Annotated in this window: 23 protein-coding genes; 1 reads left to right on the forward strand and 22 read right to left on the reverse strand. The window is 46.1% G+C overall.

Annotated features, from left to right (window positions below; all coding sequences use genetic code 11):
• Window positions 1-127 precede the first annotated feature (127 nt).
• The 22 genes from BJR36_RS04985 to BJR36_RS20215 form a co-directional block, all read right to left on the reverse strand.
• The gene (locus BJR36_RS04985) at window positions 128-511 is read right to left on the reverse strand and encodes a desulfoferrodoxin family protein (RefSeq protein WP_091230956.1); all 384 of its coding nucleotides are present in this window, start codon (window positions 509-511) and stop codon (window positions 128-130) included.
• A gap of 43 nt (window positions 512-554) precedes the next feature.
• Window positions 555-1094: a rubrerythrin gene (rbr, locus tag BJR36_RS04990; RefSeq protein ID WP_091230959.1), complete on the reverse strand. Its 540-nt coding sequence runs from the start codon at window positions 1092-1094 to the stop codon at window positions 555-557.
• 370 nt (window positions 1095-1464) lie between these two features.
• Window positions 1465-2592 carry a carboxynorspermidine decarboxylase gene (gene nspC, locus BJR36_RS04995; protein ID WP_091231162.1) on the reverse strand — a complete coding sequence of 376 codons (1128 nt, stop codon included), beginning with the start codon at window positions 2590-2592 and terminating at the stop codon, window positions 1465-1467.
• A gap of 41 nt (window positions 2593-2633) precedes the next feature.
• Window positions 2634-3836, reverse strand: a complete 1203-nt coding sequence (locus BJR36_RS05000) for a saccharopine dehydrogenase family protein (protein WP_091230961.1) — start codon at window positions 3834-3836, stop codon at window positions 2634-2636.
• Window positions 3837-3862: 26 nt separating this feature from the next.
• Window positions 3863-4711, reverse strand: coding sequence for an agmatinase (speB, locus tag BJR36_RS05005; RefSeq protein ID WP_091230964.1), 849 nt, complete (start codon window positions 4709-4711; stop codon window positions 3863-3865).
• Complete coding sequence (gene speE / locus BJR36_RS05010; RefSeq protein ID WP_091230967.1) at window positions 4704-5558, reverse strand: polyamine aminopropyltransferase; 855 nt, start codon at window positions 5556-5558, stop codon at window positions 4704-4706. Before speE ends, speB begins: the two co-directional genes overlap by 8 nt.
• A gap of 18 nt (window positions 5559-5576) precedes the next feature.
• Window positions 5577-7034 (reverse strand): aminotransferase class I/II-fold pyridoxal phosphate-dependent enzyme, encoded by a 1458-nt coding sequence (locus tag BJR36_RS05015; RefSeq protein ID WP_091230970.1) that lies wholly within the window; start codon window positions 7032-7034, stop codon window positions 5577-5579.
• A 43-nt stretch (window positions 7035-7077) separates the two neighbouring features.
• Window positions 7078-7890, reverse strand: coding sequence for an adenosylmethionine decarboxylase (speD, locus tag BJR36_RS05020; RefSeq protein ID WP_334292923.1), 813 nt, complete (start codon window positions 7888-7890; stop codon window positions 7078-7080).
• 184 nt (window positions 7891-8074) lie between these two features.
• Complete coding sequence (locus BJR36_RS05025; protein WP_242875461.1) at window positions 8075-9145, reverse strand: FAD:protein FMN transferase; 1071 nt, start codon at window positions 9143-9145, stop codon at window positions 8075-8077.
• Between the two features lie 6 nt (window positions 9146-9151).
• Window positions 9152-9691, reverse strand: coding sequence for a Gx transporter family protein (locus tag BJR36_RS05030; protein ID WP_091230975.1), 540 nt, complete (start codon window positions 9689-9691; stop codon window positions 9152-9154).
• Between the two features lie 147 nt (window positions 9692-9838).
• A complete protein-coding gene (locus BJR36_RS05035; RefSeq protein ID WP_207648816.1) occupies window positions 9839-11347 on the reverse strand; it encodes a PH domain-containing protein in 1509 nt (502 codons plus the stop codon).
• Window positions 11337-11909: a PH domain-containing protein gene (locus BJR36_RS05040; protein WP_169823595.1), complete on the reverse strand. Its 573-nt coding sequence runs from the start codon at window positions 11907-11909 to the stop codon at window positions 11337-11339. Before BJR36_RS05040 ends, BJR36_RS05035 begins: the two co-directional genes overlap by 11 nt.
• 986 nt (window positions 11910-12895) lie before the next feature.
• On the reverse strand, window positions 12896-16792 hold the full coding sequence (locus tag BJR36_RS05045) for a DUF4214 domain-containing protein (RefSeq protein ID WP_091230984.1): 3897 nt from the start codon (window positions 16790-16792) through the stop codon (window positions 12896-12898).
• A gap of 279 nt (window positions 16793-17071) precedes the next feature.
• The gene (locus BJR36_RS05050; RefSeq protein WP_091230986.1) at window positions 17072-18067 is read right to left on the reverse strand and encodes a GGDEF domain-containing protein; all 996 of its coding nucleotides are present in this window, start codon (window positions 18065-18067) and stop codon (window positions 17072-17074) included.
• A 219-nt stretch (window positions 18068-18286) separates the two neighbouring features.
• Complete coding sequence (locus BJR36_RS05055; protein WP_091230989.1) at window positions 18287-18994, reverse strand: M48 family metallopeptidase; 708 nt, start codon at window positions 18992-18994, stop codon at window positions 18287-18289.
• 337 nt (window positions 18995-19331) lie between these two features.
• Entirely contained in the window at window positions 19332-19901 is a 570-nt protein-coding gene (locus BJR36_RS05060; protein WP_091230992.1) for a xanthine phosphoribosyltransferase, read from the reverse strand.
• Window positions 19902-20057: 156 nt separating this feature from the next.
• A complete protein-coding gene (locus BJR36_RS05065; protein WP_091230995.1) occupies window positions 20058-20693 on the reverse strand; it encodes a nucleotidyltransferase family protein in 636 nt (211 codons plus the stop codon).
• Window positions 20694-20714: 21 nt separating this feature from the next.
• Window positions 20715-23012 (reverse strand): xanthine dehydrogenase family protein molybdopterin-binding subunit, encoded by a 2298-nt coding sequence (locus BJR36_RS05070; RefSeq protein WP_091231166.1) that lies wholly within the window; start codon window positions 23010-23012, stop codon window positions 20715-20717.
• Between the two features lie 9 nt (window positions 23013-23021).
• Complete coding sequence (locus BJR36_RS05075; protein ID WP_091230998.1) at window positions 23022-23483, reverse strand: (2Fe-2S)-binding protein; 462 nt, start codon at window positions 23481-23483, stop codon at window positions 23022-23024.
• Window positions 23484-23489: 6 nt separating this feature from the next.
• Window positions 23490-24284 carry an FAD binding domain-containing protein gene (locus BJR36_RS05080; protein ID WP_091231000.1) on the reverse strand — a complete coding sequence of 265 codons (795 nt, stop codon included), beginning with the start codon at window positions 24282-24284 and terminating at the stop codon, window positions 23490-23492.
• A 151-nt stretch (window positions 24285-24435) separates the two neighbouring features.
• Window positions 24436-24879, reverse strand: coding sequence for a hypothetical protein (locus tag BJR36_RS05085; RefSeq protein WP_091231003.1), 444 nt, complete (start codon window positions 24877-24879; stop codon window positions 24436-24438).
• Window positions 24880-25578: 699 nt separating this feature from the next.
• Window positions 25579-25860, reverse strand: coding sequence for a hypothetical protein (locus tag BJR36_RS20215; protein WP_169823596.1), 282 nt, complete (start codon window positions 25858-25860; stop codon window positions 25579-25581).
• On the opposite strand from BJR36_RS20215, the gene BJR36_RS05090 reads away from it, so the two are divergent.
• On the forward strand, window positions 25844-26875 hold the full coding sequence (locus BJR36_RS05090) for a ComEC/Rec2 family competence protein (RefSeq protein ID WP_169823597.1): 1032 nt from the start codon (window positions 25844-25846) through the stop codon (window positions 26873-26875). The two genes, BJR36_RS20215 and BJR36_RS05090, sit on opposite strands and share 17 nt — an antisense overlap.
• Window positions 26876-26879: the final 4 nt, after the last annotated feature.

The raw sequence follows: 26879 nt of genomic DNA on the forward strand, positions 1-26879 counted from the left end.
CATTATATCAGCGGGCTACAAAAGATTCTGTGATAAAATCACAAAACCCCTGAAACGATGTCAAAAATTACATCTGTTCAGAGGTTCTGTTCTGCCGTCATCCGGCATTAAGGTGACGGACGGAATCTTATTTTTCAGCCTTCCATAAGCCATGGATATTGCAATAAGCATAAAAAGCTACCGGCTCATCTTCATCTGCCTTAAAGACAACTTCAGGCATTTCGCCAGGATTAAGGTATTTCAAAGAAAACCCTTTTTTGGTTTCCATATAAATCCATTCAATATAGTGTTCAGGAATCATCGGATGTTCGACACTTCCGACCTTCACCTTATACTCAAGGCCGGTCCTGGTTATTACAGGTATATGCTTTTCTGTTGCTGCTTCCTGTGTATTTGGCACGATTTCTGTCATCTCTTCACCACAGCATATCATAGGTACGCCTGATTCTGCAATGAAAGTAACCAGATTTCCGCAGTGTTTACAGATAAAAAATTTTGCTTCCTTCTTCATTCGTCTTCCTCCTTCATTATACGTTCAGAGTAATTATCCTGTATTAATAGTTTTTTGCCTGAAGCCTGAAGTATGCCTGTGGATGATCGCATACAGAGCATTTATCCGGAGCCTTTGGACCGACAAATATATGTCCGCAGTTTCCGCACTGCCATATAGCATCTCCGTCTCTTGAGAATACAAGTCCGCCTTCGAGATTTGCCAGCAGTTTTCTATATCTTTCCTCATGTTCCTTTTCGATCAGGGCTACGCCTTCAAAAAGATCTGCAATCAGTTCAAAGCCTTCTGCTCTCGCATCTTTTGCAAAATTTGCATACATATCTGTCCATTCATAATTCTCGCCAGCCGCAGCATCTGCAAGATTTACTGCGGTGTCTGCGATTCCGTCATGCAGCAGTTTGAACCATATTTTAGCATGTTCCTTTTCATTCTCTGCTGTTTCGAGGAATAATTCCGCGATCTGTTCGTAACCATCTTTCTTCGCTTTGGAAGCATAGTAGGTATATTTGTTCCTTGCCTGTGATTCTCCTGCAAACGCAGCCAAAAGATTTGCTTCTGTTTTTGTGCCTTTTAAATCGCTCATACTCATTACCTCTTTCTTTTGTATTTTCCATCTCTCAAAAGACGGTTTAATCAACTGATATGACAAAGAGCCTGCCCTGGAAGGCTTTGGTGCCCGAGGGCGCGGTCGCTTGAATGACCTTCTTCATCTTCTGCAATTTTCAGCCAAAACGGCTTTGAATTACATAATTAGTTACTAATATTTTAAATGATTGACAATATTTATTCAATAGTTATAATAAATAAACTACCGATATTATCATCATTTTTATTCGGCAGAGCAGTTTTATCTTCCTACACGATGGGTTCTGCGTTACAGAAACGAACAATTTTCTATAACGCAAAGAAAGCCGGCACTACGGCCAGCTCTCTTTGCGGTTTTCTCATTCCCTCTACAGACGGGACTTGAAATCCTCGTACCCGAAAGTCTTCAGCACCCTGGCGCCCTCCGCCTCGCTGAACAAGGCTATGGAAGGAAGATTGACTCCGTTGAAGGTATTGTTCTTTACCATGGAGTAGATTGCCATGTCGCAGAAAACCACCTTGTCGCCAGGCCTGAGGGGATCCCTGAAGGAATAGTCCCCTATGATATCGCCTGCAAGGCAGGTAGGTCCTCCGAAACGATAGGTATGCTGATATTCGCCCGGCTGCCCTGCCCCGATTACGTTCGGCCTGTAAGGCATCTCCAGCACGTCAGGCATATGGCAGGCTGCTGATGTGTCCAGTATCGCAATCTCCATTCCATTTTCCATGACATCAAGCACCGTGGATATCAGGAAGCCGGTATTCAGAGCAACCGCCTCACCCGGTTCCAGGTATACTTCAATTCCGTATTTTTCCTTGATGAACAGGATGGACTTCACAAGGGTTTCAATGTCGTAATCATCCCTGGTGATGTGATGTCCGCCTCCAAAATTAATCCATTTCAGGTTCTTCAGATATTTTCCGAATTTTTCATCAACAACCTGGACCGTCCTCCAGAGGGTATCGGAATTCTGCTCGCACATGGTATGGAAATGCAGCCCGTCGATTCCCTCGAAGTCATGGGCTTCAAAGTTCTTAAGTGTCATCCCCATCCTTGAATTGGTAAAACACGGATTATAGATATCCGTCTCTATTTCGGAATATTCAGGGTTGATCCTTATTCCGCATTCGACATGTTTTCCACACGCCTTTACCTTATCCCGGTACTTTATCCACTGGGTATAGGAATTGAATACAATGTGGCCGCTGTACTTCAGTATTTCATCGAACTCGTCTTCCCTGTACGCAGGGGCGTAGATGTGCACTTCTTTGCCCATTTCCTCGCATCCTAATCTGGCCTCGAAAAGCGAGCTTGAAGTGACCCCGTCCAGATACTGCCCGATCAGCGGGAATGTCGCATACATGGAGAAAGCCTTCTGGGCCAGCAGGATGTGGCATCCTGTCCGGTCCTCGACTGATTTTAATATCTCCAGGTTCTTTCTAAGAAGGTCTTCATCCACAACATAGCATGGCGAAGGAAATTCGTTATAATTCATTTTGACTGCACGTCCTTTCGCTTTCTTTTGGAAAGGATCTGCTAATCCTCCAACAATGTCGGAGCGAAGCTTTCTTTCCAAGGTAATCCCCATTTATTTAATGCTTCCATGAATGGATCCGGATCAAATTCCTCGACATTGAAAACGCCTGGTTTTTTCCATTTTCCGGTCATCACCATCATGGCGCCAATCATTGCAGGCACGCCTGTCGTGTAGGAGATGGCCTGTGAGCCTACTTCCTTGTAGCATTCTTCGTGGTCGCATACGTTGTATACATAGTAAGTCAGTTCTTTTCCGTCCTTGACTCCCTGCATGATGCAGCCGATGTTTGTCTTGCCTTTCGTCCTTGGTCCTAACGAAGCAGGATCCGGAAGGACTGCCTTCAGAAACTGAAGCGGAACGATCTGTTTTCCTTCGAATTCGATTGGTTCGATAGAAGTCATTCCGACATTTTCAAGCACCTTAAGGTGTGTCAGGTATTTTTCAGAGAAGGTCATCCAGAAACGGATTTTCTTGATTCCCTTAATATTAAGCGCCAGTGATTCAAGCTCTTCATGGTGAAGAAGATAGATGTCCTTCTGTCCGATTTCCGGGAAATCATAAACCTTCTTGATTTCCAATGGTTCGGTTTCAACCCATTCTCCGTTTTCGATGTAGCTTCCCTTTGCTGTGATTTCACGAATGTTTATTTCAGGGTTGAAGTTGGTTGCAAACGGATATCCGTGATCGCCAGCATTTGCATCCAGAATATCGATGTAATGGATTTCATCAAAATAATGCTTCTGTGCATATGCGCAGAATACGCCTGTTACGCCAGGGTCGAATCCTGATCCGAGAAGTGCTGTGATTCCTGCCTTTTCAAATCTTTCCCTGTAGTCCCACTGCCATTTATATTCGAATTTTGCAGTATCGAGAGGTTCGTAATTCGCTGTATCCACATAGTCGACCCCTGTGGCAAGACACGCATCCATGATTGTAAGATCCTGGTATGGAAGGGCAACATTGATAACGATGTCTGGCTTGAACTCATTGATCAGATCGATCAGCATTTCCGTATTGTCGGCATCTACCTGTGCTGTCTGAATCTTTGTCTTTCCTCCGTCTAACTTTGCCTTTAATGCATCGCATTTGGACTTCGTCCTGCTTGCAATACAAATTTCTTCAAATACGTCTGAATTCTGGCAGCATTTGTGTACTACAACACTTGCAACGCCGCCTGCTCCTATGATTAACGCTCTTCCCATTGTTCATTCCTCCTGTTTTTTCTTTTCTATTTACTGATTGCCAGAATAAGCTCCCGCAGCACCTTGCATGCTACTGCAGTGGATGCTCCGCTTGCGTCATATACCGGTGATAATTCATTTACGTCAAAACCGACGATGTTAAGCCTGCTTACTTTCAGGATTGCACCCAGAAGCTCCATGAACGTCACTCCGCCTGCTTCAGGTGTTCCTGTCCCCGGGAAGACCGAAGGATCAAGGACATCCAGATCGATGGTGAAATACACAGGTTTCCCCTTGAGCGATTCTACAACCTGCTCCAGTCCGGCAAAATTGAATTTCTGGGTAGTCACATGCTCTTTGCCCCATACGAATTCGCTTCTGTCTCCGGAACGGATTCCAAACTGAAATATTTTACCATCTCCCACAAGGTCATGGCATCTGTGCATGACAGTCGCATGCGAAAGCTTCTCACCAAGATAGTCATCCCGCAAATCAGAGTGTGCATCAAAATGGATGATATGGAGATCCGGATATTTACTGACTGCAGCCCTTACGGCTCCCAGCGTCACAAGATGCTCGCCGCCTATCATTCCCGGAATCTTTCCGTCTTCCAGTATCTCTGCTGTCATTTCCTCGATCTGTCCCAAAGCCCTCTCGGTATTTCCAAAGGGAATCTCAAGATCCCCGCCGTCAAAAATAAAATAATCCTCAAGATCCCTGTCCTGGTAAGGACTGTATGTTTCGACTCCGAAGGAATCTCCCCTCATGGTCTTGCTTGCAAACCTTGTTCCTGGACGGAATGAAGTCGTCGAATCAAAAGGTGCTCCAAAAATGACGATTTTAGATTCTTCGTATTCATTGTCGCATCCGAGAAATGTCTCGATATTTCTATTCATCTGAATCCTCCAGTATTCTTTTCACATAATTCGGCAGAGAAAAACAGTTCCTGTGAAGGTCCGTATTGTAATACCCTGTTTCAAGTTTCAGCGCATTCCATTCGTCTGCCTTCAGATCCTCAACCGGATCATATTTCTTTGAGGCAAATCCAAACATCCAGTATCCTGACGGATAAGTCGGTATGTGGGCCTCGTATACTTTCGTAATTGGGAAAAATTCCACAATCCTCGAATGGGCCCTTTTGAAGGAATTCGCATAAGCCGCATAGTAAGGGCTTTCATGCTGGTTCACAAGGATCCCGTCCTCTTTGAGGGCCTTATAGCAGTTACCGTAAAAGGCTTTTGTAAAAAGGGATTCTCCTGGTCCGAAGGAGTCCGTCGAATCCACTATAATCAGGTCATATTCGTTCTCGATATGCCTTACGAACCGGAGTCCGTCCTCATAATAGATGTTTACCCTTTCATCATCCAGGCTGCAGGTTGTTGTCGGAAGATATTTTCTGCATGCTTCCACTACCATCTCGTCGATTTCAACAAGGTCGATCTGCTCGATCGTCTTATACCTTGCGAGCTCCCTTACGGTTCCGCCGTCACCGCCGCCTATAACAAGGACTTTTTTGATGGCCGGATTGACTGCCATTGGAACGTGGACAATCATGTCGTGATAGATGAACTCGTCTTTTTCCGTGAGCATCATGAGGCTGTCCAGGGTTAAAAATGTACCGAATTCATTGGAATACAGGATGTCGATGCGCTGGAATTCGCTTTTTCCCGAATAAAGCTGCTTGTCTACCCTTATTGAAAACCTCACATTGTCGCTGTGTTCTTCCGTATACCATAATTCCATTTGAAATCACTCCCCTTCCTACAGTTGTGTTACTATGTTTATGTTCTTTATATCTATATCCTGGGTTCCTGTCAGCGAACAGCCCTTATCCTTCGCATATTCGATGTAATCAAGAATGTCCTGGGTGATTCTTTCTCCCGGTGCTAAAATCGGTATTCCCGGAGGATAGCACATTACGAATTCACTGCTTACTGCGCCGCAGCTTTCCTTAATCGGAACTGATGTCTTAGGGGCATAGAATGCATCCTGCGGGGTCATTACAACCTCCGGATCGATGTATTCATGATCAAGCATCATGGTGATGTCCTCTTTTGCATACAGGCGTTTGATTTCCGAAATAGAAGAAACCAGCCTGTCGATGGCAAGCAGATTGTCGCCTACCGAAACGATGGCCAGAATATTTCCGATATCTCCGAATTCAATCTGGATTCCGTATTCATCCCTTAGCAGATCATATACTTCAATTCCCGCCAGACCTACTTCCCTGGTATGGACTGAAAGCTTTGTGACATCAAAATCGAAAACCGTGTCCCCGTTTATGAGTTCCCTGCCAAAAGCATAGTAGCCGCCGATTTTGTTGATTTCATCTCTGGCATATTCAACCATTCTGATGACGTTGTCAAATATCTCCTTGCCGTGAAGCGCCAGGTTCCTTCTTGAAATATCAAGTGATGACATCAGAAGGTAGGATGCGCTTGTTGTCTGGGTAAGGTTAATGATCTGCCTTACATATCCCTTGCTCACATCATTGTTTATGAGAAGCAGAGAGCTCTGGGTCAGGGATCCGCCCGTCTTATGCATGCTTACGGATGCCATATCTGCGCCGACGCTCATTGCCGAGGCCGGAAGATTGTCATTGAAATAGAAATGGGTCCCATGTGCCTCATCGGCAAGAACCAGCATCCCATGCTCATGGGCAAGCTCCGTAATGGCTTTGAGAGGGGAACATATGCCATAGTAGGTCGGATTGTTTACCATCACGGCCTTGGCATCAGGGTTTTCGAGAATTGCCTTCTTCACGTCTTCATAGGACATTCCGAGAGGGATTCCCACTTCCTTGTTGATTCCCGGATTTACATATACCGGCACTGCTCCGCAGACTACGAGGGCGTTGATTGCACTCTTGTGCACGTTCCTCGGCATAATGATCTTGTCCCCCCTTTTGCAGGCAACCATAATCATGGACTGCACTGCAGAAGTAGTTCCGCCTACCATTAAAAATGCGTGTTTCGCACCGAAAGCGTCGGCCGCCAAGGCCTCCGCTTCCTTGATTACTGAAATCGGATGACAGAGATTGTCTAAAGGTTTCATGGAATTTACATCTATCGTAAGACATTTTTCTCCCAGAAATTCAGTCAGCTCTCTGTTCCCTTTCCCACGCTTATGTCCAGGCACGTCAAAGGGAACTATCCTCATTTCCTTATATTCTTCCAGGGCCTCCAGAATAGGAGCCCTGCGTTGTCTTTTCACATCCATTTTCAAATCCTCACTTTCAGCAGCTATTTCACATGATTTACAGCTATTGGGAATAAATATTGCTTCCGCTGAAGATTTCTATCATTTCCTTGCGCAGGTTGTCCGTTATTGCCAGACGCGTTCTCGGAGGAATTTCATAAACATCCCTGTTAAACAGGTAGTTCTGCAGGTCTATCTCCTTGATCAGCATTTTTGTATGGAAAATATTGGACTGATACACGTTCACGTCGATGGCATCGTATCTAAGAAGCGTCTTATCATCTATGTAATCCTGGATCGAAGTAATATCGTGGTCTAAGAATAATTTCTTTCCATCAACATTTCTCGTAAATCCTCTTACTCTGTAATCTATTGTAATGATGTCTGAATCAAAACTCTTAATGAGATAATCAAGGGCATTCAAAGGAGAAACCTCTCCACATGTGGAAACATCTATATCCACGCGGAAGGTCGCAATTGAATTGTCCGGATGATACTCCGGATATGTGTGCACCGTAACATGGCTCTTGTCCAGATGGGCAACAACCGTATCCCTTGTCTTCATGATCTCAGCCTCGCTTATGGAGACAGGCTCTTCGACCCTGTTAAGCGCCATTGACTTTTCAGTTATTAATATGGTTACGCTTGCCCCCTGGGGTTCGTAATCCTGCTTTGAAATATTCAGTACGTGGGCACCTATCATTTCAGTTACATCACAAAGAATATTTGTTAATCTGTCTGAGTTATACTGCTCATCAATATATGCAATATAATCTTTTTGTTCCCTCTCACTTTTTGCATAGCAAACATCATAAATGTTAAAGCTTAATGTTTTGGTGAGGTTGTTAAAGCCATACAATTTTAGCTTATTTGCCAACCCTAACATCACGACCTTTCTGCTGAGTTTATGTTCCGGACCGATTGTCCGTTTTATGTGCGAATAAGCCAAAAGGGTTTATTCCCGCATTCTATTTTTCATTAATCCGACCATCATAATACTATAAAAACGTAATAATAGCAATACTAAACTTTATGCTTAGTATTACATCACTTGATTTTTTTTATTCATGTATCAGAGACTGGAAGTTTTCAGAGAACCGGACGCTTCCATCTTTCAAAATCCACACGGCTTCAGCACCGTCAATTAATCCCACCAGGGTATTCCCCTCCTCATATGGAAGGTTAAATACTGCTGTCGAAAGGGCATCCGCCATTCCCGAATCCTCACATACGATTGTGACTGCCCTGAAATAATCCGATGGCATCAGGGTCTCAGGATCTATGATATGATGGTACTTCTTCCCGTCGACTGTATAATAGCGCTGGTAGTCTCCGCTCGTAACGAGTGCCTGGTCTTTCAGCTCCAGGGTATACAGGGAAGCTTCCTCCGCATCGGTATCCGGATTCTGTATGCCCACATTCCATGGCAGGCCTTCCTCCCCTTTGCCTCCAATTGCTTTAACATTACCGCCGACGCTTATGAGACAGTTGTCATAACCTTTTTCGGCCAGGAGGTCACAGACCTTTTCCACCGCATAGCCTTTTGCAACAGCGCCTACATCCAGGCTCATCTCCGGGCTCTCCAGAAATACAGTCGATGCCTCTTTGTCTATGATTACGCTGTTGATATCCGTATGCTCTGACGCCGCCTGAAGCGCCTCCATGGACGGCAGTTCAGCATTTTCAGGATCATTGATTCCCGTCTGCCGGCAGTCATGCCATAATTCAAGGACAGGACCAAAAGCCACGTTTACCTTCCCGCCGGAAATCCCGCTGGCTTCCTTCGAAAAAAGAAGCAGTTCCATGATTTTGCCGTCGACCATGACCGGCCCGATTCCAGCATTATCGTTGATTGTCTTTATGTTGCTGATGCCTTCATAATCATTATAGATATCGTACAGTTCATGATATTCTTTCAGATTGTCATAGACAAGCTCCTTGAATTCATTGAACGCTTCTTCTGATTCTGCATAGAAGATGATCTGTGTCGCTGTATCAAAAAGATCCAGAAATTCCGCCTGGTATCTGACTTTTTCGCCCTCAGCCTTCTCTTCAGCCGATCCGCCGCTGCATCCTGCCAGTCCACAACAGACCATGGCTGCAAGCATAAGCGCTGTTATTCTTTTCTTCACTTTATGTCACCTCATCCTTTGAAACGCCGGCATTATGAACTTCAGAAGGGTCGCCGTTGCGGCCCCGGCAGCTACTCCGGAAACCAGAAGCACCGGAAGGTAAGCCATCATATAGATGCCTGAAAACATCGCAGCCACGGCTGCCAGCTGTCCGATATTATGGAATACCGCACCTGCGATGCTCAGCATCAGATAGGATATCCTATCCTTAAACAGCCTCATCAAAAGCAGCATCACAAAGATTGACAGGAGTCCGCCTGCAAGGCTCAGAACCCCCGACATGGGGCCCCTGGTAAACAGCACGAACAGGGACTTGAGCACAGCTACCGAGACAGCCTGCCTCCTGTTCAGGAAGAACAGGGCGTACATAACCGCCACATTGGACAGGCCGAATTTCACGCCTGGAACTGCTGCCATGACCGGCGGCAGGCTGCTCTCGAAAACGGAAAGCACAATTGCCGCTGCAAGCAGCAGGCCGGTCAGGGCAATCTCCGTGGTACTGCCCGTGTTCACTTTATTTTTATCTGTATGAATCTTTTCCTGCATCCTGGCACTCCTGAATTTGTTTTCTGTAATGATTCAGGACTATGCCCTTCATAGTCCTGAATCATTATGTATTTCTATCAGTTTACCATAATAGCCGGCATTTTTACATATCTATTTGTAGATATTCAGGACTATGTCCTTCATAGGTCACTGTTCACACGTTGTTTGCGCCCTGAAGCATTCTGCATTCCTCTCTATCATTTCCTTTCTGAACATGCCGCTTTCCACTATGCCAGCAATCAGAGGGCCGCGTATATGGATAAGGATTTTGGCGATTCCAAGCCTGCGTCCAAGAGGATTTTCGTGTATCTTCATCATCTCTATCTGTCTGTAAGGGATGACCCATTTCACAGAGGTGAACAATCCGCGTCTGATAATCAGAATGTTTTCTCCTATGCTGATGCCTGGCGCAAAGCTGCTCCAGAGCATTGCAAGGACTGCAACTGCAAGGACTGCTATTCCCAGCTGCCATATTTTCAGCACGCCTGCCGCTACTGCTCCGGGCACTGCAATATATACCAGATAACTGATGGCATAATAGGTAATTGCCTGCTTTTCCTGCTTCTCAACGCTGAAATTTATATCATATTCGGGCAGAAGCTCACCGATCAGCTTCATGCATTCATCCTTTTTCATATAAAGGCAGATGTTCGTCTTTTCCTGCTTCTCATCTCCCATGCCGATATTATTAACGCTGACCATTGCATAGCCAGCCATCCTGGCAAACAGGGATTCTGTTATCTGTATGGCATTGATCTTATCGACCGGAACGGTGTACTCCCTCGTGTTCAGAAGGCCGTAGCTCAAGAGCAGGCGGCTGTCTATCCTCTGCACCTTGAAGTTGAACAGACGCGTTATACCTTGAAGCCCCTGATAGAAGACCGGGACAATGGCCATCGCCGCGAACAGGATGCTGCCTTCCGTCCCTCTTTCGGCACCTGACATGACTCCTGCAGAGAATCCTGCAATTCCGCCGATCAGGACAATCAGCGTAACTACCGAAAACTGCATGACCGAATGCCTTATGATGTCCTTTATATCAAACCTGTAGATTCCGCTGACTCTTTTTCCCGTCTGCATTTCTGCGATTGCCGCCTCTTCATCAATAAATCCTGCTTCAATCGTTTCTGCCGTTTTTCCTCCTGACATCTCTGTGTTCTGGGTAGACGAGAAGATTCTGTCTCTGACTTCAACTGCCTTGTCTTTTGCAAGGATCAGTTTCAGGTCAGCCCCTTTCGACATCTCCGAAGAATTCACATCAATCTTCAAAGCATACAGGCCGAAGATCTTCTCGATCAGGTTTTGGTTGAGATTGCAGTTTGAAATTGTATTCAAAGGGATACTGATATCGCGTCTGAATATCCCTCCTTTTTTCCAGTAAAAGTTCATATCGTCAATGCTCATGGTGATCCGATACCATCTGAACCAGGAAAATCCCCCTGTCAGACCTGCCAGCAGCAGAATGACGCTGGCAGCAATCAGCACCGTAAAAAGGCTTCTGTTCCCTTCTCCGGATACATATGCAGCCAGTTTTTTGATGTCATCGAAGGAAGACACCAGTATCCATATTACAATCCAGACTGCACCTCCCATGTTTTTCAGTATCATGAACGGATGGTTCCTGAATATTCCGTTTCCATTATTTTCACTGGTCATAGGCTTCACCTGCTGCGCCGGCTTCTGAACCATCTTCATGCTCAGCTAAATCGTCAGATACTGGCGATGCTTTCATGACCGCCAGCTCGTTTATCTTTTTCTTCAGTGATTCCGCTATGATTTGCGCCTCTTCCCGGGGCAGGAATCTCAGGTTCGCATTTCCGCCCGCAGTCACAATCTTCACATCGGAAAGCTTGAACAGGCGGTCAACAGGTCCTTCTTCGATGCTGACCTGATGAAGGCGGTTCAATGGAATAATCTCATGCTCAGTCCAGAGCCACCCCTCCACGATCTCAACACTTTCATGATCAATGCGGTACCGGTAGCGCGCATAGCTGAAAGTCGGCTTCAATATCACCATGATTACCAATACTGCTGTAATGAATGCATATATGATGTTTATCAGGTTTCTGTATTCAGGATCCATCTCGATTTTTACAAGAAAAGCCCTGACTGCAGTCAGTATGATAATCATAATCATGCTTGATGTCAGCGCTTTCAGCGTCATGCACCAGCGTCCTCCTGCATTAAGGTGTTTAAAATCTGTGTACTGTTCGTTCATCCCCATCCCTCTTTCTTATCATAATATCGTTATCTGTCCAGATCTGCTGTCCCTCAAAACATGTTCCGATATCTTTATTGATAGACACATCTCTTTCCCGTTGCTAATATTGTACTAATTTTTTACATTATTTACAATCCTTTAATTTATTCCAAAAATTCTGCCGCCAGCTATCCAAACCCGCAAGACACCTGGCTTACAGTACTTTTTAAGGCACTGGCACTATCGTGCCTTTTTTTTGTACATTTTGCATTTTTGAATATATGCATATTGAAAATCCTTTTGAAATTTGATATATTGAATTTGCCAGAAATTCTTATTTATATACATATTTTTTCAAACCGTTTCTGCCCTGCCCAACACAGGCCGGAAACGGTCCTTCCTGAAATCCCATGCCAAAGGCTTTTGCCTTTGGCTTTTTTTAGGACGTGATGCAAAACATGTTCATTCGCAGCGCGCTCTCGCTTAGATGAAGACGTAGTGGTACTTAGGCCGCAAAGTACGCGGCCTAAGTACCAACGTCTTCATAAAGCTGCTCATCAATTCATGTTTTGTATCACTGTGCTACGGCTGGCGGATGTGCAAATTGACTAAGCGAAGGCATTCATGAAATTATACAACTAGCTTTCTACTAAAATATTTATTTTATTATACGTCCTTTAATTCAAGAGAACTGGACAATTTGTGGTGCAAACCCAGGAAGCCAAATCAATTTGACACTCTAATCCTACATATTTAAAAAAACATCGGCACTGCTGTTTAAAAGCAGGTGCCGATGTCTTTATTTTCTGATTGACCCTATTCTGTTGTCAGTTATTCCGGAATCGTAACTATTCAGGACTACGTCCTTCATAGTCACAGATGATGCACACAAATTGCATAATCAGCAATTTGGTGCACGCATGTCTCGGGTTTTTATGCAAATTCAGCATAAAACACCTCGCGAGACAGGGGTTCTGAACAGTTACTCGGAATCTTTCTATATGCTACTTAACTCCAAAACTTTCCATGATTCCAGCAAACTCAGGTGAATTTGCAAATCCCAGCAGGATATCTTCCCTGGCTGTTCCTGCCGCAAGCCTGTCTGTATGGTATGCAAGACCCTCCTGCTCAAATTCCCTTCCCATGAATGTCCTGTAGAGCACTTTTACATAATCCTCGTCAGAAAGCTTCTTATCCTGGAACTCCTCTGAACTGAAGAAATTCTGCGCAGCCCTGACAGATGTCACATTGCCAGCCATGATTTCTTTGGTATAGTAGTTCAGTCCATCTGTCTCTGCTTCTCTTCCAAGTGCCTTTTCATATAGACGGTATACGTACATAGTAAGCTGTGGTCTCATATCCCTTGACTCTTCAACTTCCACATTCCCTCTGTCTATTCCGCTGTCGCTGCAGATTCCTGTGTATTCTTCAGACTCCACAAATCCTTTGAATACGTACATCCTTGATATTCCATTATTCAAAAAGTTTATCCAGTATGCTTTTCCCTCTGCATCTGAAGCTCTTCCCATGAATGTCTCGTATAGCACTTCAACATAATCTTCATTGCTGAGTCCTCGATCTGCAAACTCAGGGCTGAATACAAATCCCTTTCCAACACCAGCTCCGTTTTTCGTTCTGTCAGTCAGCGAATCCGTATAGTAGCCGATTTCTTCCGCAGCTGCAGTCCTTCCGAGTACTTTCTCATAAAGCCTCGTAACAAATCCTGTTATCTTTTCAGCGGAAATTTCCGCTTCTGTCTTTGCCCTGAAGGTTACTGAAATAGTTGTGTCTTTTTCTATATTTTCAATGGTGTAGCTTGTAACTGCTCCGACTGAGACGCCGTCTACTACAACATCATCAACGACATATCCTTCATCCGGGATGATTGTGAATACCTGACTTCTTCCCGCTTCAAGAGATGTGATTCCGCCTGGCGTGATTGTTCCATTCGCCACCGCTTCTGCTGTCACGTTGTGATTTGCCGTTACCAGTTCTTTCCCAATAAATGTCAGTTTATCGATATTTGGAGAACAGTGGGAGTCCGCAGTGAAGACAAGTTCGCCTGCCCCCGCTGCCGTAACTGTGATATCGAAAGCTGTGGTCAGCTGCTCGTTTGGATTCCCGTTGGCAGGTACCGCATAGGAGCCCGCAGCAACATTCGTTCCGCTCCAGTTCATGGTATTAAGGTTCGTACCCGAACGGCCTGACTGGTAACGCATTGTTACCGTATAAGTGCCGGCTTTCGCTGCAAAAAAAGGAAGTCTGATAGCATTTTCATTTTCAAACCAGCTGATTTTGCTTCCGCCGCTTGCTGCTGAATCAATGGCTACACGCACGTTTTTATTTATCGAATCCGGAACTGCTCCCGCAACTCTCGGCACGAGGGTGAACAGTTCTGCTTCTACATCTTTTCCAGCCGCTGTATCTGCCGGCATTATGAATGGATCTTCGGCAGTGAAGCCGGTTCTTGCAACCAGGGCGTCTTTTGCCGCTATTAAAGCTGCTTTTGCATTGTTGACTGCAGTCTGCGTAAAATTCTGCGGCGCTGCCAGTATTGCCTTTGCCGTCGCAAGGGCGTCTGCAAAAGCAGGCCATCCAGCTGCCATGTAAGAGCTTTCTTTATAGCCTTCAACTGCTGTAACAGCAGCCTGAAGCTCTTCTGTTCCGTCATTGTCGTTGATTACGACTTCCGCCGTGGTCAGGAACCCAAGATCCGCATTTGCCGGATTCTGGATTTCAATGTAAAATTCAAGATCTCCGGTGATCGCATCGTTGTCAATTGTCGTAACCGTAATTGTCTTTTCCGTTTCGCCTTCCGCAAAGGTAAGCGTCCTGTCTATGTCATAATAGTATTGTCCCTGAACAGCCGTTCCAGGAGGTGTCAGCACCTTGACGGTCGCTTCTCCTGTGCTTCCTGCCATACGTTTGATTTTCACATCAAATGAACCTGCTTCGTCTACAGCATAGCTGCTGTTTTCAATTTCAAACATTCCGGCAGGATTTGAATTGTAGTATGCAACATCAAGCCCCAGTGCCGCACTGGTTGTAGACGTCATGGTGACTGTATGGGTACCGTATGCAAGGTCTGGCGTGGTATAGAGGAGTTTCTTAAGGGAGCGGCTTGTTGCATAGGTGTTTGCCGTTCCTGCTGCTGCCCCGTCGATGGTGATGGTCATAGCTCCGTGGTTCGGATCCATGGTTCCCATAATCCATGCCTTTGTTCCCGTAAATGTGAAAGACGCTGTAGCACCTGCTCCCCTCGACCAGATTCCTGTCGTGTTGATTCCGTCGATTGTTTCCTGGGTCCAGGTTCCAGTTGTCGTAAATTCCCTGTCATCAATGAGTTTCAGGGTGTCGGGATAAGCTGCTCCCAGCGCGAAGTCCTTGGCAGCTTTATAAACGCCCACATTATTGATAAGCGGAACTGCCTTGGAACCCGTTATGTTGATTCTGATCTGGTCTGCCTTTACAGTACTTCCCCTTACAAGGCGTTTTGCCGCGATCGTGCTTCCGCTTCCGAATAATTTCCAGTCTGCAGAATCGCCATTCCTGTATTCAACAGTGAAGTTCTGGATCCTCTGTCCTTTTTCGATATATTCCTCAATTGAAACAACATCGAAGGCCTGTGTTGCGCCAAGGTCGATCGTAAGGCTGCCCGTGGTCTGCCCGTCTTCCATTGTCCAGTATGTATCCTGGGCATCTGCATCTTTATCGATGGCCTGGTCCGCCGAAAACTGGTCTGCATTTCCTCGTACTGCGCTTGCCTGCGCTGTCACGCCTTCTTTTTCAGTAAGGTCTTCATCGAACGTTTCTGTAATAGCAGTTGAAAATTCCTGCAGTCTCGTGATTACTGCCGGCGTGTAAGTTCCCTGCTTGTTCGGAGCAACATTCAGGAGAAGCGGACATCCGCGTCCGACTGAACTGAAATAGATGGTTGCGAGCTGTTCCATGGTCTTTGGCGACTGGCCGTCATGATAAAACCATCCCGGAGTAAGCGACACATCACATTCCGGAACGCTCCAGTAGGATTCTCCTGTCGCAGTAATCTTTTTCTGGTGCCATTCATTGTCGCCTGCAATTCCTCTTTCGTTACCGATCCAGTGGACTCCGCCGCCATACTCTGTTGCGCCGAAAATCTGAACGCCTTCATTTCCATTTCGGATGGTATCCACGAATGACTGCATCCTGTAATCCTGGGCATCTTCTCCTGAACCCTTGGCACCATCCATCCACCATTCAATGAACTCGCCGTTATTTCCGTATGCATCATTATCGCAGATTTCCTTTATCTGGTTGATGTAGTACTGATTATAGTCGCCATTCTTATCGTTCGATGCGGATCCGCCTGAGCCGTATCCATAACTTGGTTCATGAATATCCCATGGGGACAGGTATAGTCCCATGTCCATATCATATTTTGTACATGCCGCTGAAAGTTCTGCCAGTATGTCTCCATCATAGGAACTGCTGTCAACGTCAAAATCAGTATACGCACTGTTCCATAAGCAGAATCCGTCATGGTGTTTTGCAGTAATGATGAGCCTCTTGAACCCCGCATTCTGAAGGACAGTCACCATATCGTCCGCATGGAATTCCGTACACTGAAAATTGTCCACAGTATATGTGTCATTCCCCCATTCCAGATTTGTATAAGTATTTGGTCCAAAATGCATAAACGCTGCAAGCTCCTGCTCATAGTAGTCAAGCTGCTGCTGGTTTGGAACCGGACCGTAATCTGCCGGTTCAGTTACTGTGGTTGTCGTTTCCTTTACCATCTCCGTTGCTGTGGTACCTGTGTCCGGTGTTCCTGCCGAGGCAGCAAACGCCGAAATGTCAAGGCTGCCGACTGTCATTAACAGCGCAAGCCCCGCGGCTGTGGTGCGTAAAAACCTTTTTTTCATAAGCCTTTTCCCCTTTTACCTGTTATTATGTTAGATGACAAGCGTCACTCCGTTTCATTATAGCCGGTACCAATTTCAATTGCTTTACACTATCCCACATTTTTATTTGTACTTTTTATGCTTTTATCTGTTTTTCCCTGGATTGTTCTTGTTTTCTAAGAAAAGCCGAGTGTCAAAAAGCACTGCGGAGATTATTCTGTCCCCCGCAGTGCTTTTTGAATTTTTAAACATATGCTATTCGTTTTGTTACTATTCAGGACTACGTCCCAAACACTTGCTTCATTTTTTCTTATGGGTTGCAGCCAGCCTCTTCCTGGTCTTTCTTGCTTCTTCAAGGCTTCTGTCTGCCTCGCACATGAATTCCTCCATGCTCTCCCCGTGGTATTCGGCAATACCCCCGCTGATCCTTATGCTGATTCCATGCTCCAGGCCCCATTGCCCTGCCTGGCTTCTAATTCTTTCAACAACCCTTTCAACATTTACCATCTCCGTATTCGAAAAAATCGCCATGAATTCTTCTTTGTCATACCTGCCGACAGCATCCTGTCCTCTCAGGGTTTTGGTAAGTATGCCAGCAATGCCCTTCAGCACCACATCCACAGACTCATGATCTTTTGGATGGCCTTCTTCTGTCAGACTGGTTATTTCAAATTTACATATAGAAAGAGGGGTTTTATAAATCAACGACTGGTTCATCCTGTTTTCAAGTTCATCCATCAGTGCCGCCCTGTTAAGGATGCCCGTGAGCGGATCCGTCAGTGCCCTGAGCTTCTGAAGCTCATTCTGTTTTTCTATCTCTATTTCCATTTCTTTTCGTTCGGTGATGTCGAAAACGCTTCCTGCCACCATCTCCGGATTTCCATTGCTGTCACGGTTGGTGATTCTTGCTCGGTCATAGACCCATTTCCATTCCCCATCCTTCGTCTGTATCCTGTATTCCACTTCATAAAGACCCGATTTCCCCTGTAGCATAAGGCGCATCGCTTCTTTATTGTTATAATAATCTTCCGAATGGAACCTGTCAGAAAAGAACTGATAGTTGATGCTTTCCGGCAGCTCTTCCCTGCTATAGCCCAGCGCTTCAATTATAAACGGACTGCACTCGACCCTGTTTGTCTTGAGATTCCAGTACCAGTGTCCCATATTTCCCGGCACCGCAGCATCAGGTCCCGTTTCCCACTCCTGCTCTTTTTCTTCCAGAAGCTCCTTATTCAGCGTTTCAAGTTCAGCTATCCTTTCAAGAAGCTGATTCCTGTCATAATTAGAATAATCCATGTTTTACCCCCTGCTTTTTGTGATTTCGGATTTAAACTTTATTCTGCTGCTTTTTATATTATATCGGATTAAAACTTATATTCCACTGCTTTTTTGCACATAAAATTTATCTTTTCGGACTTCTGGTCTGTCTTTTTTCCATTCTTTCAATATATTGCAGCTTTTTCTTTCCCAGAGTATGCCACTTCAGTATCTGATCATCCTATAATCTGTGTACATCTATACGACCATCTTCCAGCTGGACATCGCAAGCCATTTCTGGCGTTCCTCGTAGTCGGGCATAATCTTTCCCACCAGCCTCCAGAAGGATCTTTCATGGTTCAGATGTACCATATGGCACATTTCATGGACCACAACATAGTCAATGACCTCCATGGGTGCCATTGCCAGCTTCCAGTTGAATGTCATCTGATATTTTGAATCGCAGGTACCCCAGTTCGCCTTATTGTCGGAGATCTTTATCCCCTTCGGCTTTGTCTTGAAATGGGACTGGTAGGTTCTGATGCGCCCTTCGACCAGCGACTTGCACTGCTGGTAGTAGAAGCGCTTCAGAGCCTGCCTGATCTTCTCGTCTTCATGCTCCCGGACATGGACATGAAGCACTTCTTCCCTGAGCACCACAAAATCCCGTTCTGCAGCCTCATCCGGAAGTATCCGTATCGGATAGGTCTTCCCCAGATACAGAAAATTCTCTCCGTGCTCATAAGTCTTTTCCCTGAATCCCTTCGTTCTCTCCTTCATTTCAGAAGACGTCTTCACGATCCAGTTCCACTTGGCTTCTATCATCTTTTCAACTGATTCCGCTGATGTATCTTTCGGGACCCTTACTTCGATGTTCCCGTAACAGTCTATATATATGCCCATGGTCTTTCTTTTTTTATATATTAAATTGTATCCTATTGTTTCTCCTGAAAATGAATGCGTCATACTACCACCTTGATTTTTTTTAAAGCCTTTCTATTTTTACAAATTATATGAAAATCCCACAAAATTCCTGCTTCTCTGGGCGGCCGCTTCAGCGACATAATTCCAATCGCACGAGTGCGCTTCCTCGCGGAGCGTTTTGTATCTCACAGGACGTTCTTTCCTGGGAGATTAAAAGAGTCTGCCCTTGGCAGACTCCCGCGCCGAGTGCGGTCGCTTCAGCGACATAATTCCAATCGCACGAGTGCGCTTCCTCGCGGAGCGTTTTGTATCTCACAGGACGTTCTTTCCTGGGAGATACAAAAGCCAGCTGCTTACACAACTGGCTCTTTTTTATCCATCAGCGAAACAATACGTTCCCGTTTTCATCGTAATCAATGATAGCCAGAGACTGCAGATCAACGCCAAGGCTCCTGATGTATTTTCCGCCGTCCTGAAAACCTTTTTCGATACAGATTCCACATCCTGCCAGCTCTGCTCCCGACTGCTCGATGATTTCCATAAGTCCGATCAGCGCTTTCCCATTCGCAAGGAAATCATCGATTACCAGCACGCAGTCATCCTTTGTAATGAATTTCTTTGATACGCGTATGATATACTCCTTATCGTGGGTGTAGGAATGCACTGTTGAAGTGTAGATCTCTCCATCCAGATTCTTTGACTGTGCCTTTTTCGCAAAAACTACAGGTACTCCGAAATACTGGGCCGCTATACATGCAATACCGATACCCGATGCCTCTATCGTAAGGATTTTACTTACCTTTTTATCCTTAAAAAGCCTTGCAAATTCTTTTCCAATTTCATTAAGCAGTTCTATGTCCATCTGATGATTTAAAAAGCTGTCAACCTTCAGAATTCCGCCTTCTTTAAAAACACCGTCCTTTAATATCCTGTCCTGTAATAACTTCATATCATTTCTCTCCAATTCTGTTCCCTAGACTTTAATGCCTCCATTGTACTATTCGGCCTGCTGTTTGTGCAAGTTTTTTTGCAAAACAGGCATACAAACTGCAGGATAGGGTTGCTGTTCACTGAGTGAACAGTAACAGGGAAGGCTGCTAAACAGTTACCTTCTGTCAATATCGAATAATTCCATGGCATCTCCTGCTTCAACCAGTTCCACGTCATCCATATGTTTCTTCATTACAGCTTTCCCTCCGGTGTCGCCTTCAAGTCCAAGGAGCTCCTTTCTGTACCTTTCATGGAAAATGACAGGATTTCCGCTTTTTCCGCCATATGAGAGGCATGCGATTCCCTTTTCACTTCTATAAAAAGCATCCACCAGCTTCAGGATACTTTCGGCGGTAAGCCAGGGCTGGTCGCATACGGCAAACAGATAGGCCTGTTCCGGAAGCTTTCCTGTGTCTGGTTCTGCCTGTACTGCTCCAGGCCTTTCCTGATCTTCTTCACCATCGCAGCTGAGGATCCCCAGTTTCAGCGAGTAGGAAATCCCCCACTCGCTGTGTTCATTTCTGACTGGCGTAATCATGTTTTCCGCTGCCTGTTCCCTGACATAATCGATAATTTCCTGGTACTGGGTCACGATTACCCGCTTATATGCAGGAATTCCCATTATCCTGCCAAGAATATGGCGGTACATGGGAATCCCGTCGATAAGTGATAGCATCTTGTTTCCATTGAATCTCCTGCTGTCTCCGGCTGCCAGAAGTATAACCGACAGCCTGCATTCATTCCTTTTCATATCATGCCCACTCTTGTCTTCCTACTTTCCAGTGTCCTTTTCCAGTTCCTTAAGACCCATTACAATCTTTTCTCCTGTGATGGGAAGCTCTCTGAAACGGAGGCCTGTCCCGTTGTAGACCGCATGTGCAATAGCCGGGCTCGGAGTATTGATTACCACCTCGCCGATTGATTTTGCACCGAAAGGCCCCGTAGGCTCGTAGCTGCTTTCAAATTCAACCCTGATTTTTCCGGTATCCAGTCTTGAAGGAATTTTGTACTGAAGGAAAGAGTCTGTATAACATTTTCCCGCTTTGCTGTGGACCACGTCTTCATAAAGGGCCATGCCGATTCCCTGGGCAATGCCGCCTTCCGCCTGTACCCTTGCGAGATTTGTATTGATTACCGTACCGCAGTCGACAGCTGCACAGTAGTCGATCAGTTCGATATGTCCCGTTTCCTTGTCGATTTCGATTTCCACCGTTGCTGCCATAAAAGGAGGGGGTGAAACCGGGGAAGTGGACTTTTCACAGGCTTCCAGTGTATGGACTGACCCGCACATTGCCGCATTTGCCACATCCTTCAGGCTTACCTTCTGATCGGTTCCTGGAACGAATACTTCCCTGCCGTTGAATTCGGCATCCTCGCTGCTGCATCCGATCATCTGCGCTCCTGCTTCGATTATTTTTTTCTTGAGGGTTTCACAGGTCTTTATTGTCGCCTGCCCCGTAAGGTAGGTCGTGCTTGAAGCATAGGAGCCGGAGTCATAAGGAGAAACATCCGTATCCACGCCCGAAACCACGATGTTGTCCACCTCTGTATGGAGGCAGTCGGCGGCCATCTGCGCAAGTATGGTATCGCAGCCGGTCCCCATATCCGTAGCACCGATCTGCATATTGTAGAATCCGTCATCACCTGTCTTGATCGATACGCTGGCAACATCGACCTGCTGGATGCTGGAGCCCTGCATGGTCATGGCAACCCCTACTGAACGGACTTTGCCGTTGCCCATATCCCTGCACGGGTATTTGCTGTCCCAGCCAATCATCTGCTTTGCCCGTTCAAGGCATCTGTCAAGGGCGCACGCGTTCGCTGTCTCTCCATGGTATGCATGCATGATATCGCCTTCACGGACCATATTCATTTCCCTGAATCTGATCGGGTCTATGTTCATTTTTTCCGCCAGCTGGCTTACTGCTGATTCCACGGCAAAAGTACCCTGGGTAGCCCCGTAGCCGCGGTATGCGCCTGCAGCCTGGGTATTTGTATAAACGCCCTCAAACTCGAACTTATAAGCCTTGGCATTACTTGTATAAAGGGGCAGGGTCTTTGCTCCTGTGAGTCCGATGGTCGTGGGAGTATGTTCACCGTATGCACCAGCATTAGACAGGGTCTCTACGATCATTGCCTGGATTTTTCCGTTTTCGTCTGCTCCCGCCCTTACCCTTACCTGCATTTCATGCCTTGGCGAAGCGGCTATCTGGGATTCCTCCCTTGTGTACACGATTTTTGCAGGGCGCTTTGTCTTCCATGAGACGAATGCGGGATACATTTCGCACACGACTGTCTGTTTTGCCCCGAAGCCTCCGCCGATGCGGGGCTTTACTATGCGTATCTGGGATTTGGGAATTTCAAGGGCGGTAGCCAGGGTCTTTCTGACGTGAAAAGGAACCTGGGTGGATGAAACGACATTGAGCCTTCCGTTTACATCAATATGGGTGTATGCCCTGAAGGTTTCCATCATCGCCTGCTGGTTTGCTTTTGTATGATAGGTTTCATCCACTACATAGCTGCACTTTGCAAGCTCTTCTTCTGCATTTCCTCTTTCCTCTATTCCGTGACAGACCACATTCCTGTCCTTGTCCGGTTCCAGTCCGACAGGGATGCTCCAGTCAGATTCCGGATGGATGATTACCCTGTTGTCTTTTGACCTGGTGAAATCAAGCACCGGCTCCAGTACCTCATAGGTTACCTTGATCAGCTTCATCGCCTTGTTGACGGAAGCCTCGTCTTTTCCTGCTACAATCGCAACGGCGTCTCCAACGAAACGGACCCTCTGGTCAAGAATGAGCCTGTCGTACGGGCTCAGCTCCGGAAACGTCTGTCCTGCAATGGTAAATCTGGTACCAGGAACATCTTCATGGGTAAATACATATTCAACGCCCGGCACTTTAAGGGCCGCATCTTTTTTCACTTCTTTTACCAGGGCATGCGCATGGGGGCTGCGGAGTATTTTTAACACCAGGCAGTCCTTCGGTGCAATATCATCCGTGTATACCGGTTTTCCGGTAACAAGGGCCATGGCATCCTTTTTACGTACCGGTGTATTTACTGCTTTCATCTTCATCACTTACTTTGCCCCCTTTTTCATTTCCAGATAATTCCTGATGGCACGAAGCTGGCTCTGATAGCCTGTGCACCTGCAGAGATTGCCTGCCAGATATTCTTTTATTTCCTGTTCCGTGGGGTCTTCCAGTTCCCTTGTCATTGCAATAACATTCATGATGAATCCCGGACTGCAGAAGCCGCACTGCTCGCCGCCCTGATCCGCCAGAAATTCACCGAATTCCTTTGCTTCTTCCTGAAGGCCTTCCATGGTGGTTATGTGCTTTCCTTCAGCACGAAGGGCAAGTGTTGAACAGGAAAGAATGGGTTTTCCTTCCATAAGGACAGTGCAAAGGCCGCAGTTTGAAGTTTCACAACCTCTTTTTACGCTGTAGCATCCCTTTTCCCTTAAAAACTCCAGCAGAATCGTGTCTGCCGGGATATCATCTTCTATTAATTTATCATTGATCCATAAACTGATTTTCATAATCGATTACTCCCCTCTTTCAGAAACGGCTCTGATTCCACGTCTCAACAAAACGCCTGCCAGATGTCTGCGGTATTCTCCGCTGCCTCTCATATTGCTTTTGAAAACGGTATTTTCTTCAACAAAAGATTGGAAAACAGCAATCTCGTCTTCCTCGGGCTCCCTGCCAAGCATCTTTCTTTCATCCCGAATCAGTTTTGCGCGTGCAGGCCTTGCTCCGATTGCAGCCAGCCATCCGTCTTCCGTCCTTGCAACTGCACAGGTCAGCACAGGCAGGTCGGTAGCCGTCTTTCTATAGGAAAGATAGGATACTTTTCTCGTATCTTTTTTGATGATTATTTTTACCAGAATATCATTGTCACGAGGCATATCTACGAATTCCGACAATGGAATGATTCCCTTTTTATAAAGCTCGACATAAGTGTCTAAAACAAGCAGGCAGGTCAGCGGATCTGAAAATCCAAACCTTCCGTAAATGCTTCCGCCTATTGTCGCAGTATTCCTGAACTGTACGCCCACAATACTTTTTACTGATTCTGCAATTGCACCGTCAAAATAGCTGTTCAGTCTGCTGTCAGTCTCAAGCTGACGCAGGGTCGCCATGCAGCCTATCTCAAAAGAATCTTCCGTCTCCTCAATCTTTTCAAGACCAAGGGCTGACAGGTCGATTGCATTCTGTATATTACGGCTTCCCATCTTCAGCCACATGATGCCTCCCAGAACCACATTGTTCCTTTTCTGGTTAAGCTCGTATGCTTCTTCCAAATCCTTTACTTTGACATAATTTTTTATTGTAAACACGTCCATGCCTCCTGACTTTCCGGTTGTTTTTTCGTTGTTCCGCCAAAAAAGAGGAATAATCTTAGGTTTCCCAAGTTAATTCCCCTTTGCTGACAAATAATTATAGCAGATAAAATGAACATTTGTCCATATTTTTGTACACGTGTGTGGGTCATTTTGTCCGATGTCTGATGAACATGATGACAATAAAGCCTGCGATACTGGTAAAAAGCGCCGGTATAAAGCCATAGGCTATGCCCAGAAGGAACCCCGTCCCAATTTTTTCGGCCCTTCCCTGTATGATTTCCCTTACAGCCAGGTTGATTCCAGGGCTTATGGTTCCTGCCAGAATCCCTGCAGCGATTCCCGTGATGATCCTGATGAAAGGAGACATCTTAAGCATGATGATCAGCTTCGCTCCAATTATGCCAAGCATGAAGGGGAGCGCCAGCTGAAGAATGATGAGCAGCGCCTTCATCTGATAAGATTCCACTGCCCTGTAGGGTCCCATCATAAAAACAGCTGAAAAAACGATTCCGTAAATCAGACCAATCACCAGGATTACCCTGTTTTCAACTTTCCGGTTACGGAGCTTCCTATAATCAGTTTCCGGCATATCCACCACCCTCCTCATCCCTGCGAAATTATTCTGTCGGCTGTTTTTGTTTCGTAACTGTTCAGAACCCCTGTCTCGCGAGGTGTTTTTATGCTGATTTTGCATAAAAACCTGAGACATTCGTGCGCCAAATTGCTGGTTTTGCAATTTGTGTGCCTCATATGGGACTATGAAGGACGTAGTCCTGAATAGTTACTCTGTTTATATGCTAATTTTACCATGGAAGTTGACAGAAAACAATTTGTTTTACGCCTTGTTTTTGCGCCACTTTCACAGTTTGTAATAGTTCACTCTGTATCCAGCAATGCGCTTCGCCTGACTGAATCTGACTTTGGTCCAAAGCCCTTTCTGTGCTATAATGCTATATATGATACCAGGGTCAAAAGGTCATGTTGTTCATGCTTGCATGAAAAAACATGACTTTGGGACCCGTAAAAACATGAGAAAGTAGCCCGAACAGGGCGGATTTCGAATGTTTTTAGGATTGTGGGAGCACATCGTGCGGAACAATCCGTGGGTATCAGGCACATCAAAAAAGTCAAAAGGTCATGTTGTTCATGCTTGCATGAAAAAACATGACTTTGGGACCCGCAAAAACATGAGAAAGTAGCCCGAACAGGGCGGATTTCGAATGTTTTTAGGATTGTGGGAGCACATCGTGCGGAACAATCCGTGGGTATCAGAAGCAAACTATTTGATTTAGGAGAAAAACATGATTTCAGGAAAAAGAATACAAAACAGACGCTTTTCAGCGATTACAGCCATATTATTGCTTTCATTTTTCATCATCTTATCTGCCGCCGGCTGTTCCAAAAGAACCGATTCAAACAGCGGAACGGGCACCGGCACAGAAACTAACCTACCGACTGCCGATACCGGAACCGAAGAGACGGATTCCGACACCCCTGGCAGCATTCCCGGAAACGGCTCAGCCTCAGAATCCCCCGCAGCTTCATCCGGAATCATGAAAGTCCACTTCATAGATGTGGGCCAGGGAGATGCTATACTGGCTGAATCAGGCGGACAATATCTGCTGATCGATGCCGGCGAAAACACCCAGGGGGATGCCGTATGCAGGTACCTCCGCAGCCTGGGCGTTTCAAGGCTCGACTATATCATATGCACCCATCCACACAGCGACCACATCGGCGGGATGGATACAGTCATCAGTTCCTTTGATGCCGGAATAATAATCATGCCTGACGTAATCGAAACCACCCGGACTTTTGAAGCTGTCCTCGATGCCATCTCAGCAAAAGGACTTACGATTACGAAAGCAGCCGTCGGAACTTCTTATGCCCTCGGCTCTGGCAGCTTTAGAATCATCGCCCCCAATGGCAGCGGATATGACGATATTAACGATTACAGCGTAGGAATAAGGCTTACGAATGGCAGCAATTCCTTTCTGCTTGCGGGAGATGCCGAAGCCCTGTCTGAAAGGGAAATGCTCGAAAGCGGAACCAGCCTGTCGGCCGATGTCTTAAAACTCGGCCACCACGGCTCGTCCTACAGCAGTTCCGACGATTTTCTCGATGCCGTGGATCCATCTTATGCAGTGATTTCAGTCGGTACGGGAAACCAGTACGGCCACCCTTCTTCTGAAATTCTTGCCAGCGTCAGCGAAAGAGATATCCAGATTTTCAGAACCGACAGGCAGGGTACTATCATCTTCACCTCAGACGGGAATTCCCTGACCGTAAGCACTGTCTTAGGCGCCTCAAGCACGAATTCCTCAGATCCTTCCACTTCATCCGGCCCTGTTTCGGATTCCGGTTCCGCGCCGGCTGACGCTTCAGCTTCTGATGCCGTTATGGCTGGATCTGAACCCATTGATGGTAATGTAATTGTCCATACTACGAAAACCGGAAAAAAATATCACTCTGCCGGCTGCATTTATTTGAAGAGCGATATCGCTGCAACCCTCGATGAGGCCCTTACAAGAGGGCTTGAGCCCTGCTCTGAGTGCAGCCCGCCGGTAAAACAGATAACAAACTAATAAG

Origin of the sequence: Anaerobium acetethylicum (assembly GCF_900096945.1) — a bacterium.
GTDB classification, from domain to species: Bacteria; Bacillota; Clostridia; order Lachnospirales; family Lachnospiraceae; genus Anaerobium; species Anaerobium acetethylicum.

Bases quoted from the DNA above. Each gene is read 5' to 3' on its own strand.
- BJR36_RS05000 (WP_091230961.1), bottom strand. From the start codon at position 3,836: ATGGGAAGAGCGTTAATCATAGGAGCAGGCGGCGTTGCAAGTGTTGTA.
- BJR36_RS05085 (WP_091231003.1), bottom strand. From the start codon at position 24,879: ATGCCGGAAACTGATTATAGGAAGCTCCGTAACCGGAAAGTTGAAAAC.
- BJR36_RS05060 (WP_091230992.1), bottom strand. From the start codon at position 19,901: ATGAAGTTATTACAGGACAGGATATTAAAGGACGGTGTTTTTAAAGAA.
- BJR36_RS05075 (WP_091230998.1), bottom strand. From the start codon at position 23,483: ATGAAAATCAGTTTATGGATCAATGATAAATTAATAGAAGATGATATC.
- BJR36_RS05045 (WP_091230984.1), bottom strand. From the start codon at position 16,792: ATGAAAAAAAGGTTTTTACGCACCACAGCCGCGGGGCTTGCGCTGTTA.
- BJR36_RS05035 (WP_207648816.1), bottom strand. From the start codon at position 11,347: ATGACCAGTGAAAATAATGGAAACGGAATATTCAGGAACCATCCGTTC.
- speB (WP_091230964.1), bottom strand. From the start codon at position 4,711: ATGAATAGAAATATCGAGACATTTCTCGGATGCGACAATGAATACGAA.
- BJR36_RS05065 (WP_091230995.1), bottom strand. From the start codon at position 20,693: ATGAAAAGGAATGAATGCAGGCTGTCGGTTATACTTCTGGCAGCCGGA.
- speE (WP_091230967.1), bottom strand. From the start codon at position 5,558: ATGGAATTATGGTATACGGAAGAACACAGCGACAATGTGAGGTTTTCA.
- BJR36_RS05070 (WP_091231166.1), bottom strand. From the start codon at position 23,012: ATGAAAGCAGTAAATACACCGGTACGTAAAAAGGATGCCATGGCCCTT.
- BJR36_RS20215 (WP_169823596.1), bottom strand. From the start codon at position 25,860: ATGAAGTGGACTTTCATGATTCCGGATGAAGCTGCGGGGGATTCTGAG.
- BJR36_RS05015 (WP_091230970.1), bottom strand. From the start codon at position 7,034: ATGGATGTGAAAAGACAACGCAGGGCTCCTATTCTGGAGGCCCTGGAA.
- nspC (WP_091231162.1), bottom strand. From the start codon at position 2,592: ATGAATTATAACGAATTTCCTTCGCCATGCTATGTTGTGGATGAAGAC.
- BJR36_RS05030 (WP_091230975.1), bottom strand. From the start codon at position 9,691: ATGCAGGAAAAGATTCATACAGATAAAAATAAAGTGAACACGGGCAGT.
- rbr (WP_091230959.1), bottom strand. From the start codon at position 1,094: ATGAGCGATTTAAAAGGCACAAAAACAGAAGCAAATCTTTTGGCTGCG.
- BJR36_RS05040 (WP_169823595.1), bottom strand. From the start codon at position 11,909: ATGAACGAACAGTACACAGATTTTAAACACCTTAATGCAGGAGGACGC.
- BJR36_RS05090 (WP_169823597.1), top strand. From the start codon at position 25,844: ATGAAAGTCCACTTCATAGATGTGGGCCAGGGAGATGCTATACTGGCT.
- BJR36_RS04985 (WP_091230956.1), bottom strand. From the start codon at position 511: ATGAAGAAGGAAGCAAAATTTTTTATCTGTAAACACTGCGGAAATCTG.
- BJR36_RS05055 (WP_091230989.1), bottom strand. From the start codon at position 18,994: ATGACGCATTCATTTTCAGGAGAAACAATAGGATACAATTTAATATAT.
- BJR36_RS05050 (WP_091230986.1), bottom strand. From the start codon at position 18,067: ATGGATTATTCTAATTATGACAGGAATCAGCTTCTTGAAAGGATAGCT.